General features: G+C 62.2%; 8 protein-coding genes. 4 read left to right on the top strand and 4 right to left on the bottom strand.

Translation table 11 applies throughout. The features are described from left to right. Nucleotides 1-12: 12 nt before the first annotated feature. Nucleotides 13-486, top strand: coding sequence for a hypothetical protein (locus tag P3C18_RS00655; RefSeq protein ID WP_275959961.1), 474 nt, complete (start codon nt 13-15; stop codon nt 484-486). An 8-nt stretch (nt 487-494) separates the two neighbouring features. On the opposite strand, the gene P3C18_RS00650 is transcribed toward P3C18_RS00655, so the two are convergent. After that, nucleotides 495-1,730 (bottom strand): HD-GYP domain-containing protein, encoded by a 1,236-nt coding sequence (locus P3C18_RS00650; protein ID WP_275959960.1) that lies wholly within the window; start codon nt 1,728-1,730, stop codon nt 495-497. 180 nt (nt 1,731-1,910) lie between these two features. Beyond that, nucleotides 1,911-3,464, bottom strand: a complete 1,554-nt coding sequence (gene norR, locus P3C18_RS00645) for a nitric oxide reductase transcriptional regulator NorR (protein WP_275959959.1) — start codon at nt 3,462-3,464, stop codon at nt 1,911-1,913. Nucleotides 3,465-3,638: 174 nt separating this feature from the next. On the opposite strand from norR, the gene hmpA reads away from it, so the two are divergent. From hmpA to P3C18_RS00630, 3 genes are read left to right on the top strand one after another with little or no spacing between them, the layout of a single operon-like run. Next, complete coding sequence (gene hmpA, locus P3C18_RS00640) at nt 3,639-4,820, top strand: NO-inducible flavohemoprotein (RefSeq protein WP_275959958.1); 1,182 nt, start codon at nt 3,639-3,641, stop codon at nt 4,818-4,820. A gap of 30 nt (nt 4,821-4,850) precedes the next feature. Next, a complete protein-coding gene (locus P3C18_RS00635; protein WP_275959957.1) occupies nt 4,851-5,105 on the top strand; it encodes a transmembrane sensor/regulator PpyR in 255 nt (84 codons plus the stop codon). Then, nucleotides 5,092-6,282, top strand: a complete 1,191-nt coding sequence (locus tag P3C18_RS00630; protein ID WP_275959956.1) for an NnrS family protein — start codon at nt 5,092-5,094, stop codon at nt 6,280-6,282. The genes P3C18_RS00635 and P3C18_RS00630 overlap by 14 nt, the downstream gene beginning before the upstream one ends. A gap of 9 nt (nt 6,283-6,291) precedes the next feature. Here the strand turns inward: P3C18_RS00630 and P3C18_RS00625 are convergent, their stop codons facing one another. Together P3C18_RS00625 and P3C18_RS00620 are read right to left on the bottom strand one after the other, a co-directional pair. Further along, nucleotides 6,292-7,944: a ShlB/FhaC/HecB family hemolysin secretion/activation protein gene (locus P3C18_RS00625; protein WP_275959955.1), complete on the bottom strand. Its 1,653-nt coding sequence runs from the start codon at nt 7,942-7,944 to the stop codon at nt 6,292-6,294. Nucleotides 7,945-7,997: 53 nt separating this feature from the next. After that, entirely contained in the window at nt 7,998-13,523 is a 5,526-nt protein-coding gene (locus P3C18_RS00620) for a filamentous hemagglutinin N-terminal domain-containing protein (RefSeq protein WP_275959954.1), read from the bottom strand. Nucleotides 13,524-13,566: the final 43 nt, after the last annotated feature.

Raw genomic sequence — 13,566 nt, 5'->3', positions numbered from 1 at the left:
ATCAGGGTTGCTATGAGCCGAGTGGTGCTGGGTTTGTGCCTGACATTTCCGGTGGGCGCGGTGCAGCTGCCGAGTGATCTGCTGCCTGACGATTCGCTGTGGATACTGCCTTCGTCAAAGCCCCTGACGGGCCTCGAGCATTGGCAGCTGCATGGTCTGTTTCGCCAGAGCAGTGGCGGCGGCTGGGCACTGCTCAGCATCGGTCAGGCGGACGCGCAGCGGGTTGAGTTCGACGCGGTATTGCCGGGTGGCATACGCCTGGCGGCCATCGAGAATGAAGGCATCTGGCTGCAGCGCGGTCAGGCACGAGCCTTTCTGCGACTCGGCGGCACGCTGCAAGCGGGTGTGGTCAGCGAGGTTGTCACGGATGCGTCTCCGCCGTCTGCTACGCCTTCAGCAACCTGCCAGCAGTACCTGTCCGGCGGGGTGCCGTTGGAGGAGCTGGCAGCCCTGGGAGTGTGCCCGCCGGGCAGCACGGGTTTGTAACTGCTGCGCTATAAATGCATCGGGACAACCAGCCCCTTGCTGCGGTAATCATCTATATGAATGCCAAAGGCGCCGCTGCTGTGCACTTCGTGGATGCGGTAGGGTTTGCCGCTGGGGTCGTTGGCGGTTTTGCCCAGGTCGATGATGCTTTCCTTGCAGGGCTGCTTCTGCGCATCGAGCACGCGCAGCACCCGGGGTTTGAGCTTGTTGCCAGGTGGGCAGCCGATGATGATGGCGACTTCGCCATTGGTCAGCTCGACGATTTCCCCTGGCGGGTAGATGCCGACCATGCGGATAAAACTGCTAACAATCTCTTCGTCGAAATGGCTGTTGACCGCCTCCAGCAAGATGCGCAGCGACTCCAGGCTGGATTTGCCCTTGCTGTACACGCGGTCGCTGTTGATCGCGTCATAGCTATCTGCCACGGCGATGATCTTGGCGAAGTAAGGGATCTTGCTGGCATTCAGGCCGCGCGGATAACCCTGGCCATCCAGGCGCTCATGGTGCGAGTAGGCGACGTCGACCGTGGCGGCGGTGACCTGCTGGTTGCTCATCAGCAGTTTGCGCCCTTCGGCAGCGTGGCTCTGCATGATGCACAGCTCTTCGGCGGTCAGCGCACCGGGTTTGTTGAGGATCTCGTTGGGCACCTTGATCTTGCCGACATCGTGGAGCATGCCGCACACGCCAATCTGTTCGAGCTGATAAGCCGGCAGGCCCAGCTCCTTGGCCAGGGCAATCGAGAGAATGGAGACGCGCAGCGAATGTTCGGCGGTATAGGCGTCGCTGTTCTTAATGCGCGCCAGCCAGAGCATGGCGGCCGGGTTGCGCAGGATGCTTTCGACACAGTCCTTGATGACGGATTTAACCGCCTCGACATCCAGCTCCTGGCCCAATTTGACCGCCCGCAGAATCCGCAACGACTCTTCGCGCGCGGCGTTCCAGGTGGGGGCGGCCTGGAGCATTTCCAGGTTGAAATCGACCTTGGCGATGACCGGATGCAGTGCTTCCGGCTGGGCGATATTGGCCGCGACCTGATCATGCACGGCGACGGATTGCCGAGCATCCACCCAGACGTAACTGCAGACTTCCTGCAGCAGGCGAATGTCCTGTTGCTGACGAATGCGAAAGCCTTGAAAGAGAAAGGTGGTGTCCGTCCATGGTCGGTCCAGTTCGACCACGTACATACCGATGGTCAGGTTGGCTGCGTCGACTTTGATACGGTCCGCTTTGGCTTCGTCGGCCATGGAGGCTCTCCAGGGGAGTAGCTGGGTGATGGCCATTAGCTACCCATGCCGTGCGGGCAGCAAATTGCATTTGCCTATTGGTGGTGTGGGTTTTCCGCGCGCGTTGAGCAAGTGCCGCACCCGCCTTGAAGATTAGCCACGGAACCGCCGTTGTGTGGTGCGGCGCGGGCTAATGGCGGATTAATTTTGCAGACCCAGGCGCTTGGCCAGGCGGATCAAGTTGGCGCGGTCGATGCCCAGTTCGCGGGCGGCGGCGGCCCATTTGTTTTGATGGCGGTTGAGGGCCTGGCTGATCAGCTGTTTCTGGTAGGCGTCGAGGGCTTCGCGCAGCGGCAGTTCGTTGTGCGGTTCTGCTGCGCCTTGAGTTACAGGCGCTGCAATGGCTTGGCTGGTCGGCAGGTCCAAGTGCGCGCTGTCGACGCTGAGGATGCGTGGGCGCTCGCTGCAGCCGGCCAGGGCCTTGAGGGCTGCGCGGCCGATCAGGTGCTCGAGTTCGCGTACGTTGCCGGGCCAGCTGTAGGCCAGCAGGCTGGCCTGAGTGTCGGCAGTCAGGCGCAGGCTGCGTAGGCCCAGGCGGGCGCGGTTTTCTTCGAGGAAGTAGCCGGCCAGCAGCAGGACATCGCGGCCGCGTTCGCGCAGTGCCGGGACTTTCAGCGGGTAGACGCTGAGGCGGTGATACAGGTCGGCGCGAAAACGCCCGGCGCGTACTTCCTCGGCCAGGTCGCGGTTGCTGGCGGCCAGCACGCGCACGTTGACCCGCTGTTCCTGATCGGCACCGACCCGTTGCAGCTGGCCGCTCTGCAGCACGCGCAACAGCTTGGCTTGCGCGGCCAGCGGCAGCTCGCCGATTTCATCGAGAAACAGGCTGCCGCCATCGGCCAGTTCGAACTTGCCGCGGCGTTCGTTGTGCGCGCCGGTAAAGGCGCCGCGCACATGGCCGAACAGTTCGCTTTCCACCAGGTTGTCGGGCAGTGCCGCGCAGTTGAGGCTGATCAGCGGCTTTGCTGCGCGTGGGGATGCGGCATGCAGGGCTTCGGCAACCAGCTCTTTACCGACCCCGGTTTCACCGCTGATCAGCACGCTCAGTTCACTGTTGCCGACCAGCGCAATCTCCGCTGCCAGGCGTTTGTGCACGGCGCTCTGGCCGATCAGCTCACGCGGGCGTTGCTGGCCGGCGGCCTGCTTATAAGCCTCGGCCAACTGGTGCTGATCCTCGGCGCGTTGCAGCAGCGCGTTGATCCGTTCACTGGCCATCACCGTGGCAGCGGCCAGGCTGGCGAAGGCCTGCAGGTTATCCAGATCGACCCGGCCGAAGCTCGCAGGGTCCAGCGAGTCGAGGGTCAGCAGGCCCCAGGGCTGGTCCTGTACATACAGTGGGCAGCCGAGGCAGTCATGCACGGGCAGGTGGCCGCGATGACCGTCGACCAGGCCGTCATAGGGGTCGGGCATCTCGCAGTCGGTGGCAAAGCGGGTCGGCCCACGTTGCGCCAATAGCGCCTGCAGGCGTGGCTGTTCGTCGAGTTTGAAGCGCCGGCCGAGGGTGTCGGCGCTCAGCCCTTCAACGGCCAGCGGAATCAGTACATCGCCATCGAGCTTGAGCAGCGCCACGGCATCGCACGGCAGCAGCTGCCGCAGCGCCTGGAGCAGGCGGCGATAGCGCTCGGCTTCCGGCAGCTCGCGGGACAGATCGGCGACCAGGGGAATCAGGGCGGTAAGCAGTGGATTTGCTGTCATAAGGACACGTTAGTTGTCATTAAGACTCGTAATGCTTGCTGTCATAAAGACACAAGTATTTATAAGTCTATGATTTATATAAACAAAATATTTGGCACGCTTCCTGTAGTAGTCAGGGTGATATGAACCGAAGCGCTGCGCAAGTGCAGCGTGTCGCCCTGACGAGGAAGCAAAATGTTGACCCCTGCCCAAAACGCCCTGATCAAAGCCACCGTACCGCTGCTGGAAAGCGGCGGTGAAGCACTGACTCGGCACTTCTACCAGATGATGCTGAGCGAGTACCCCGAGGTGCGCGCGCTGTTCAATCAGGCGCACCAGGCCAGCGGTGGCCAACAGCGTGCGCTGGCCAATGCGGTGCTGATGTATGCCCGGCATATCGACCGGCTGGAGGCGCTGGGGCCTCTAGTAGGACAGATCGTCAACAAGCATGTGTCGCTGCAGATCCTGCCCGAACATTACCCGATTGTCGGCAGCTGCCTGCTGCGGGCGATTCGTGAAGTGCTCGGTGAAGAGATCGCCACCGATGCAGTGATCGAGGCCTGGGCTGTGGCCTATGGGCAGTTGGCGGACATCCTGATGGGTGCCGAAGAGGCCGCCTACAACGCCAACGCCAATGCTGAGGGTGGCTGGCGCGGCGCGCGCAGTTTCCGCCTGAGCCGCAAGGTGCAGGAGAGCGAGGAGATCGTCTCGTTGTACCTAGTGCCGGCCGATGGCGGCGCTTTGGCGGCCTTTCAGCCGGGCCAGTACATCGGCCTGCGCCTGTTGCTGGACGGTGGCGAACAGCGCCGCAACTACTCGCTGTCGGCCCTGAGCAATGGCCGCGAGTACCGCATCAGCGTCAAGCGTGAGGTGGGCGGCAAGGTGTCCAATTACCTGCATGACCAGCTGCAGGTCGGCGACAGCCTGGAGCTGTTCGCCCCGGCGGGGGATTTCGTCCTGCGCGAGTCGGCCAAGCCGCTGGTACTGATCACCGCTGGCGTCGGCATCACCCCGGCGCTGAGCATGCTGGAGGCGGCGCGCGACAGCGGCCGCGATATTCACTTTATCCACTGCGCGCGTCACGCCGGTGTACATGCCTTCCGTGACTGGGTCGATGCGCAGCGTGCTGAGCGTCCGCAGCTGCGTCACTACGTGTGCTACAGCGAGCCGCGTGAGGGTGATGCGGGCGATGCCGAAGGCCTGCTCAGTCTGGGGCAGCTGGCTGAGTGGTTGCCCGAGCAGCGTGATCTGGATGCCTACTTCCTCGGCCCCAAGCCGTTTATGGCGCAGGTCAAACGGCATCTGCACAGCCTCGGCGTACCGGCGGCGCAGAGCCATTACGAATTCTTTGGTCCGGCCAGCGCGCTGGATAGCTAAAACAGAGGCTTAACAGCCTGGGAGGTGATTATGTTGGCGTATCTGTCCTGCCCATCGCGGGCACTGCAACTGGCGAACCGCATGCTGCTGGCCGGCGTGCTGCTGTTGCTCAGCGGCCTGCTGGGCGCCTATGGCCTGGAGGCGCAGCTGAGCATGGGCAGCCTGGTCACGGCGCACTCGCTGACGATCATCGGCCCGGGTCTGCTCAAGCTCGGTTATGTGCTGCGCCTGGCCGCGCAGGAGCATTTGCGCAAGCAACAGGAGCCTTGCTGTGCAATTGCGTGATCGCCAGCAGGAGCTGGCCATTGCGCCACTGTGGCGGCTGGGCTTTCGCCCGTTCTTTCTCGGTGGCGCGTTGTTTGCCGTATTGGCGATTGGCCTGTGGGCGGCGACGCTGCTGCGCTATCTGCCGGGTTGGCAGCCGGTGGGCGGCAGCTTGGCCTGGCACCGGCATGAGCTGCCGTTCGGTTTTGCCGGGGCGATTATTGCCGGCTTTCTGCTTACCGCTGTGCAGAACTGGACGGGGCGGCCGGGGCTGAGTGGCTGGCCGCTGGCGGCACTGTTCAGTCTCTGGTTAGTGGCGCGCCTCGCCTGGTTGCTCGGCGCACCGTTGCCACTCTTGCTGGCGCTGCAACTGCCCTTTCTACCGCTGCTGGCGTTGTTGCTGGGACGGCAGCTATGGGCGGTGCGCCAGTGGCGCAACTACCCGCTGGTGGTCGTGGTGTTGCTGATGGCCGGCTGCGAGTGGCTGCTGCTGTATGGCCTGGCGCTGGGTGATGACGCATTGCAGCGGCGCGGTGCATTGGCTGGGTTATGGCTGATCGCGGCGTTGGTGAGCATCATCGGCGGGCGGGTGATTCCGTTCTTTACCCAGCGCGGCCTCAACCAGCGTGCGCCTGCTAGCCCAAGACCACGGTTGGATGTGCTGGTGCTCGTGTTGTCGCTAAGCCTGGCGCTGCTATTTGCCGGTGGTTTGGCCTTGCAGCCATCGCTATGGATGTTGCCGCTGTTGCTGGCCCTGACTGCACTGCACGCTTTGCGTCTGTGGCACTGGTATGACAGCGGAATCTGGCGTGTACCGTTGCTCTGGTCATTGCACCTGGCCTACGCCTGGTTGCCGTTGGCGTTACTGGCCCTGGCGGCCTGGCATGTCGGCTGGCTGCATAACGTCAGCCTGGCCTACCACGCCCTGGCGTTGGGCACGGTCGGTGGGGCGATTCTGGCGATGCTGGCGCGGGTCAGCCTTGGGCATACCGGGCGGCCGTTGCAGCCGCCTACGGCAATGGGCTGGGCGTTTGCCGCTTTGCAATTGGCGGCTATGGCACGGGTGCTGTTGGTGCCGTTCGCCCCAGCTGCAGGGCTGGGCCTATCCAGCTTGCTGTGGATCGTGGCCTTTGCCCTGTTTGTGCGCCATTACGCGGTGATGTTTTGCACGGCGCGGGTGGATGGGCAGCCGGGTTAGCCGGTCACCTCAGAACTGGTACTGCGCACTCAGCCAACTGGTGGGCACCCGGTCACGGCTGTCGGACTCCGGCTTGCCACCTGCGGTGCGCCAGGCCACTGTGGCTTCGGCTTGCCAAGGCCCTTGGCTAAAGCGCAGCCCGGCACCTGCGCCGGACAGGCTGCGATGGTTGTCGCCCGCCTGCCAGGTGTCATGGGCAATGCTGACCCGGCCACTGTCATGGAAGACGAACGGGCTGAATGCGCCCATGGCATAACGCAGCTCCAACTGGCTCAGCCAGCCTTCATCGCCATAGCCTTCGCCTGATGGATAAGCGCGCACGCCCGTGGGGCCGCCCAGGCCGAAGTCTTCCGAGGAGTCGAGGTTGTCGTTGGCCAGTTGGCCGCTGAATCGCCCGTAAAGGCTGAAACCGGCCGGCAGCAATTGCAGGCGGGCAACGTCCAGATTGAGTTTGTCGAAGCGCCCGGCGCTCTTCGCACTGAGCCGGTCGGCGGCACGCAAACCACTGTCGAGGTGCAGTTCACCGGGGGTCCAGGTCAGTGCGCCGAACGTGATGCCACCCCCGCCCAGGCTGTCGCGTAGATCGAACTGCAGACTGACTGGCAGGCTGTCGCTGGACTTGTCCAGACGGGTATAAGTGCTTTGGTATTCGTCGCGCAATTGCTTGTGTTGGTAGGTGGCGCTCAGCAGCAGGTTGGCACGTTGCGAGCGTAGCAGCGGGTAGCTCAGACCAGCACTGCTGACCTTGGCCGTGCCACGGGCATCGAGGTCGGCGAACTCCTTGCCCAGTTCGTAGTAGGTATGGGCATAACCCACTTTGCCGCGCAGGCCGGAACCGCCCAGCGGCAGGCTGTAATCGAGGCTGCCGTACCACATGCCTTCCTCGGTGTAGAGGCTGCGCAGATTGAACTGATCGCCCAGCATAAATGGGCTGCTGGCGCGTAAGTTGAAGAAGCCGCGCTGTTCGCCGGTATAGCGGTTGCCATGGTTATCCAGGCCCACCTCACCACTGAGCAACGGCTCACGTTCGACCAGCACTTGCAGGTCACCGCTACCGACCTCCTGGCCGGGGCGCATGATCGGCGTGGCCTTGATGCCGGGCTGGTCATCGAGAATCAGGGTGGCGCGCTCCAGCTTGTCATTGGCAATCACCGTACCCGGCCGCAGGTCACCGAGGAAGGCATCGGCCTGTTCAGCCAAGCGCCCTTCACCCTGCGCACTGACCTGACCATAGCGGCCTTCAACCACCTGTAATTGCAGCACGCCGTCGGCCAGGTTCTGCGCCGGGATGAAGACCCGGGCGAAGGGGTATCCCGCAGCGCGGTAGTGCTCGGTGAGTTGGTTGGCCAGGCTGCGCAGGCCGCCCAGGTCATAGGACTGGCCGGCGGGTTCGCCGAGTACGGCGAGCAGCTCGGCCTCGCTGAACAGGCTGTTGCCACTGAGTTGGATGCCTTGCAGCTGCACCTGTGGACCACCGCTCTGGGGTGTGCTGCTGGAAGGGGCGGAAAAGTTGAAATTGGGCGAGGCTTTGGGCAGCTCCAGCGCTGGCGCTTGTTCTTGCAGAATGCGCCCGGCGTCAGGGGGCGTTTGGGCCTGTAGCGGAGTGGCCAGCAGTGCGGCGAGGGCGATCAGCGTCGGGCCGAAGGGTACAGATTTAGTCATGGATCGAACGCTTCCTGATGGCTGAACAGGGCGGTAGTCGGCTGAGCCGGACATCAGATGCCCTCCAGGCTTTCATCGTCGGTGCTGACTTCGGGGCTACTCGGCATATTGATACCGCCATTAACCACAAAGACCTGCATAAAGCCTGAAGGCTGCACGCCACCCTGAGTGGATGAGCCCGTTGCAGCGGTCGCATCGGTTTCCACGAATTCCAGGCCACTTTGCGCACTGGCGGCGAGACCGTCCGCATTGGCTATTACGCGGCTGCCACTGGTCGGCGAGTTGGGCAAGGTGACTGAGGCCTGGGCGGTGGTGACGGCCGCCAACAAGGGGGGCTGTACAACGGGCTGCTCACTGGTAGGGGCTGCATCGCCGATGATCGAGTACTCACCGGTGGATGCGCTGTTGTCGGCAATGCCATAACCCAGGATGTTGCTTAGCCCGCCGGTATAACTGATCTGGTAGCTACCGGCATTGCTGCTGTCCGTCGCATCAGTGCTGTAACTGGCAGTGCCGCTGAGGCCGGCAAGGGTGGCGTCGTCGCCATTGGCATACCCACTGATTGTTGTGCTGATGCCATCGAGGCTGACGGTAGCGCCCAGGGCGCTGCTGGCAGAGCCTGGTGTCACCAGCAGCATGGGTTGCTCCCGGTAAACCGCATACAGCCCGCTGCCCAGTGCGGCGTTCAAGGTGTCGTAACCGCTGCTGGCTTCATCACTGTTATAGCGGAAGCGCCCGGAACCTGAACCGACCAATGCAGCCAGGCCGCTGCTGCCGGCAACACTGCCGGTGAACAACGTGGCACGGCCATTAGCACCGGTGCTGAGCGTACCGCTGCTGTGGATGATGTTGCCGCCAGTACTGCTGCCGGCCGCCGCATTTTTACCAGCGTTCAGGACGATGGCGTCTGCTGCTGTGGAGGCCGATTGCAGATTGCCGTTGAGCGTCAGGTTGCCAGTCAGCGTGGCGATATTTAGCGTGCCACTGCTGGTGATCGCGCCCAACTCCAGCGCATTGGCATCCACATAGGTGATGCTGCCGGTATTGCCGATCAGACGGCTGACATTGTTGGCGGTATTGGTCAGCGTGTAGCTCACGCCACTGCCCAGCAATTCCAGCTGATTGGCATTGATCGAGCCTTCATAGCTGATAAAGGTGTTGGAATTCAGGGTGATATTGCCGGTGTAGGCGTTGATACCGTCATAACCGAGGCGGCTGCTGCTGTTGCCGGGTGAGACATTGATACCGGCCACATTGCTGTTGGCGGAGGTACCCTCCAGCGAGATATTGCCGCTGCGCGAGACAATCATTTCCTGGCCCGAGCCAAAGGCATAAATGCCGCCATATTGGCCGTCATAACCGCTGCTGTTGAGTTTGCCGACGATCTCGATCGCGCCGCTGTGCGAACCGATACTGACGGTGCTCAAGAGGTTACTGAAGGAATACAGGCCCAGGCCGGAGCCAAAGGTGTTTTCACTGAAGTCGGTTTCAGCGTTGATGCGAATCGCCCCGCTGGTGGAGCTGATGCTTGATGTCGTGCCATTGTCCAGGGTGCCCATCAGCAGGCCATAGTGCCAGGAGCCATCGTTGTTGGAGCCGGTAGAAATTGCGGAAATATCAATATCACCCGCGCCCGAGCTGATGCTCGACTGCTCCTGGTAGATCCCCATGTAGCCGTAGGCGCCGCTCTGGTTGGCCGACTTGCCATACAGCGCAATATCGCCTCCCGCGCTGTTCAGGCTGCTGCGATAAAGTGAAATACCATTTTTGAAATTCTGCGCACCGATTGCCTGTGCAGTACCGCCCATGGCATAGCCATCACCAACCGTTAGCCCGTTCCAGGTTGTGCTGCCGCTACCACCACCCAGCCACAGATGGCCGCCGTTGCTAGTGATCGCCGAGCCGTCCATCAGGTAGATCGAGCCAGCGCCGCTGCCATCGCTGTCGGCCCAGAGCACCAGCGCGGCATTCTGCCCACTGCTGCCAGTCAGGCTGGCTCCGGCATTCAGGGTGATGTCGCCCGCGCTTTTCAGCGTCAGGTTGTCGGAATAGCTGGTGCTGCCGGCGACATTGATATCGCCTGCCGTGGCACTGCCGAGGATGATGCTGGCAAAGCCATCGACGATATTGCTCGCCAGATGCGAGTCGCTGATCTGCAGCATGCCGCTGCCAGAGCCAACACCCAGGGTGGTGCCAGCCGTCCCCGGTTTGATGGTCAAGGTGCCCGTGCCGCTGAGTCTTGGGTTGGCATCCAGTTGCAAGGTATCGCTGACGAGGGTTATATCGCCGGCGTTGGTGCTGCGCAGCGTGCCGCCAGCGGCATGGATGCCTTGGGAGTTGCTATTCAACCCAGTAGTGCCGTTAAGCATCAGGGTGCCGGATTCTGTTCGAATGTCGCCGCTGTTGATGCGAATGCCGTCGTTATCCAGGTTGTTTGCTTCCGTACTGCTACCGCCACCTGTGCCTGTGATAGTCAGATCAGCGCTGCCGGTAGCGGCGAGCGTGGAGTTATTGATGAATACGCCATGGTTGCCGCCGCCGTTGGCATTCTGCCCGCCACCGGTGCCGGTGATATTGAGCCCCGCAGTGGCATTCAGCGTGCTGTTTTCCAGGCCCACGCCCCAGTTACCACGATCCAGATTGACGTCAGCATTACGCAGGTTCTGCGAGCCATGGCCAAGCAAGGTCATGCTGTTGCCCGCGATACCCATACCGCTCAGGCGCAGGCCGATGCCGAAGCGATAGCCGGTCTGTGTGCTGGTGCCGTTCAGGTAGATATCGCCGCTGCCAGTGTCGATATCGGTAAAGAGTGCGTTGATCCCGGCGTAGGTTTGCGTCACCCCCGTGGCTGTCGCACTCAGGCCAATAGCGGCCGCATTGCCAACGGTGAGCGCATTCCAGGTTGTTGAGCCACTGCCACCGCCGATCCACAGATGGCCACCGTTGGTGGTGAGGATGTTGCGGTTGGCTGAACCGCCATCCAGCAGTACACCGCCGCTGTTATCGCCGTTGCTGTCTGCCCAGAAGATGGTGTCCAGCACGCCACCGCGAGAGATGATGCTGCGGCCTTGGCCGAGGACGATATCGCCTGACGATTTCAGGGTCAGGGCTGAGCGGCCCAGCACTGAAACGCTGTCGATATTTTGGTTGAGTACCAGTGACGGATTGTTCTCCAGGCTCAGGTTGCCGTTGAGCATAAAAGCATCGCTGCCTTTGGCCTTGAGCATGGGCGTAGCCAGCCCTTCCAGGATCGTCCAGTGATCGCTGAACGCCGTAAAGCCGTAGCTGGCTTGCTGCGTCTGGTTGGCGCTGATGCGTGTGCCGCCAGCGCTGGTCGCAAGGCCATCGAGCCAGTAACTGGTGGTGACGTTGCTGCCGTCGACTTGGGCGTTTTTGCCGATCAGGCCGCCTTTGGGGTCGGCAACGCCGCTGGTGCTGACACTGCCGCGCGCATAGCTATTGGCAACGCTGGCCTCAGCTGTACGTATTTCACCAACCAGCCCCCCGACCCCTGTAACACCTCCAGTGTTGGCCTGAGCACTGACATTGCCCCAGGCGTAGCTGTTGTTGATGTGGCTGTTACTGCGCAGGGCACCGACCAGCCCGCCTACGTTGCCCTCGCTGCCACTGGTGGTGACATTACCGGTGGCGAACGCGTTGTTGATGCTGCTGCTTGACGTTACATCACCGACCAGTCCGCCGGCATTGCGGCCGATGGTTGTAACCGCGGCTGATGAGCTGCTCCAGGCGATCTGACTGCCCACTGAATACCCCACCAGTCCACCAGCGTCTGCGGCTGAACCGCTGGCTCGGGTCGAGGTGATCTGGCCGCTGCTGTGAGCATTGAAAATGTGGGTATTGGTGGCATTACCGACAAGTGCGCCGACACCGCCTGCCGAGTTGCGCACATCGACATCAACCAGACGAATATTGGCCAGGCTGGCACCGTTGCTGCTGCCAAATAACCCAGATCCGGATGCACTGTGGTTGACCGAAAGCCCGGAGATGGCATTGCCCAAACCATCGAGGGCGCCGCTAAAAGCGCTGATCGGTGTCCAGTTGCCGCTGAAATTCAGGTTGCCACCCAACACATACTTGCCGCCGAGGTTGCCACTGATGGCGGCCATGTCGGCCTGCGAGCGCAGGATGCTGTAGCTCTGGTCGTTGATACTGAGGCTGTTGACGCTGCTGTCTGCCAGGTCCACCCGGCCGTGCACCACGAGTCGGCTGCCGTTGTTGGCATAACTCGGATTAAGCTGCGCGCCATCCCAACCGTGATTGAGTGCCAAGCCGGCGTTGCCGCTGGCCCGCAGGGTTGAGTTGAGCAGCAGATCACCATGGGCGGTCAGGGTCAGGGTGTTGGCCTGCCAGCTGAGGTCGGCATTGACATGAATGTCGCCCGCTTCAGCGCCGGCACTGCTGGTTTGTATCTCCACGTTGTTGTTGGCCAGGGCGCTTTGCAGGGTCGAGGCGCCAATACCCGAGGTACTTTGTACGGCCGAGCCCGCACTGACGGTGAAGTCAGTCGGATCAATCAGCCACTTGCCCGTCTTGCCCGTGCTTGCAGCCGTGGTGATCTTTACCGCGTTGTCGATGGCCACATGTGCCGCCGATGTTTCGATAAACCCGCCATCGCCACCCTTCGGCGCGCTGGCATCCAGCGTTCCGGCGACCTGAATGCGGTCATTGTGCATATCCCCCAGCAGCACAATCTCGCCCTTCTCGCCGGTGCTGAGGGTGTGTGCTTCGGTAATCCCGGTGTGGTTGATCACGGTGCTGGCCAGATCGCCAGCGGCCTTGGCCGTCAGGTAGACGCGGCCGCCATCGGCTTTGATGGCGCCGCCCTGTTCGATCAGTGCATCAATGGCGGATTGCTCCACCTCCAGTTTTACCGGGCCTCCCAGGTCGAGGGTCACGCGGCTACCGGCGCCGAGCAGGACATTGCCACCGTTGGCAGTCAGGCTACCGGTGTTGCTGATCGTGGCGGCGATCAGGGCGATGGTGCCACCGTTTGCGGACTGGATATTGCCCTGGTTGATGATGGCGTTGCTGGAATTGCCATCAAAGCGGTAGTTGCCGGCCATAAAGTCGGCAGTGCTGATATTCAGGGTAGAAGCCACAATGCTGCCAACATTGACCTGAGCTGTTGGGCTGAACAGCACGCCATTCGGGTTGACCAGAAACACTTGGCCGTTGGCATTAAGTGCGCCCTGAATCACCGAGACATCGCTACCCAGCACCCGGTTGAGCGCCACCGAGCCGCTGCCCGGCTGATTGAACGTAACGCTGTTGCCGGCACCGATGGAGAAGCTCTGCCAGTTGATCGCCAGCTTGTCGCTGCCCTGATTGATGGTCATGGCATTGCCGCTTTGGCTGATGCTGCCCGCTCCTGCCTCCACCGTACCGCCGGTGGGCAATGTCGCCAGGGCTGGCAACGGCAGGCAGCTCAATAGCAGCGCGGTGGCGCCAGCTGTGCCGCCTTTGCGCTGCGTGCGGGCCAGTTCGGCAACCGCGACAAAGGCCCCCAGTGCCTTATTCCAGACCAGGCGATAACTGTGATTGAGGGTGGCACGTTTCATCGGTATTCCTCTCTGCAGACAGGACTGTCGGCAGGAGGCACAA

It is taken from the genome of Pseudomonas sp. 1928-m (assembly GCF_029269135.1).
In the GTDB taxonomy this organism is placed as follows: Bacteria; Pseudomonadota; Gammaproteobacteria; order Pseudomonadales; family Pseudomonadaceae; genus Aquipseudomonas.
Note: the sequence above shows the minus strand (reverse complement) of the source record. Positions and strands in the feature narration are given on the sequence as shown.